Raw genomic sequence first — 905 nt, forward strand, 5'->3', positions numbered from 1 at the left:
CCATCAATGGCCCCAGCTACCGGCTCAAGAACCGCCTCAAGGCCATCGAGCGAGAGACCGACGTGGCCTGACAGCTGGGGACGTTCGTCTGTACGCACCTGGAGAGAAAAGCCCGTACGCCGACACCATCGCTCGAAGCGCTCCAAAGACGCCAATCCCCAGCGCTGAACTGGCCCAGGAAAGAGGAACAGAGCCATTGCGACCAAGACCAACCACGGAGTGACCGCGAAGAGGAGACCGACCAGCACCTTGGCAGTCTCACGCATCCCACCGCCAACAGCCCGGGGAACGTGAGGAATCGACGACGGCGCATCGCGGCGGACGTGCAACGCGCCGCACCAGTGACGGAAGTGGTGTGGCCTTGTCCGGCACGACGTCCCTCTCCGGCTCCGCCTGGCCGCCCCGGCCCCCCGCAGGATCACACGGCCTGGATGGGTGCGGCATCCGGACAGTCCAGGCCTCCATCTGGCGGGACTTTTCGGCCTCATACCTTGGTGGGACTCGGTATCGAAGGACAGCACCGGGGTGCTGGCGATGTCCGTCCTGACGCGCGCCGCCAGCTTGTCGCCGGTGCCCCCAAGGGGCTCGTAGCCTGCGTCATCCGGCGCTGTCCCGAGAATGTAGAAACTGGCAGGCGGGGGCGGGCGATGCGGGAGAACTGACGCTACGGACTGTGGGGGCGTCGGCCGTGCGGGCTGGTCGCTTGGGGAGGCGGACGTGGGACAGATCGAGCAGGGACTGGAGCGCGCGTTGCGCACCCGGCCCATTCCCTCAAGCACTGAGAGGGCGTTAAGTCCGTTTCTGATAGCGGCCACGTCCGGGTTGCTCGAGGAATCCCTGGCGAACGAGTCGTCCCAGCCGGGAGCGGGTGACGTTGATCGAGGGCTCGTCGGTGGGCAGGCCGA

1 protein-coding gene is annotated in these 905 nt (G+C 66.7%); it reads left to right on the plus strand.

Going from position 1 to position 905, the window contains the following annotated elements:
- Window positions 1–717: 717 nt before the first annotated feature.
- The coding region (locus tag C1I97_RS40865) for a hypothetical protein (protein WP_220040903.1) at window positions 718–905 on the plus strand (188 nt) is incomplete at its 3' end.

It is taken from the genome of Streptomyces sp. NTH33 (assembly GCF_003236365.1).
GTDB lineage: Bacteria > Actinomycetota > Actinomycetes > Streptomycetales > Streptomycetaceae > Streptomyces.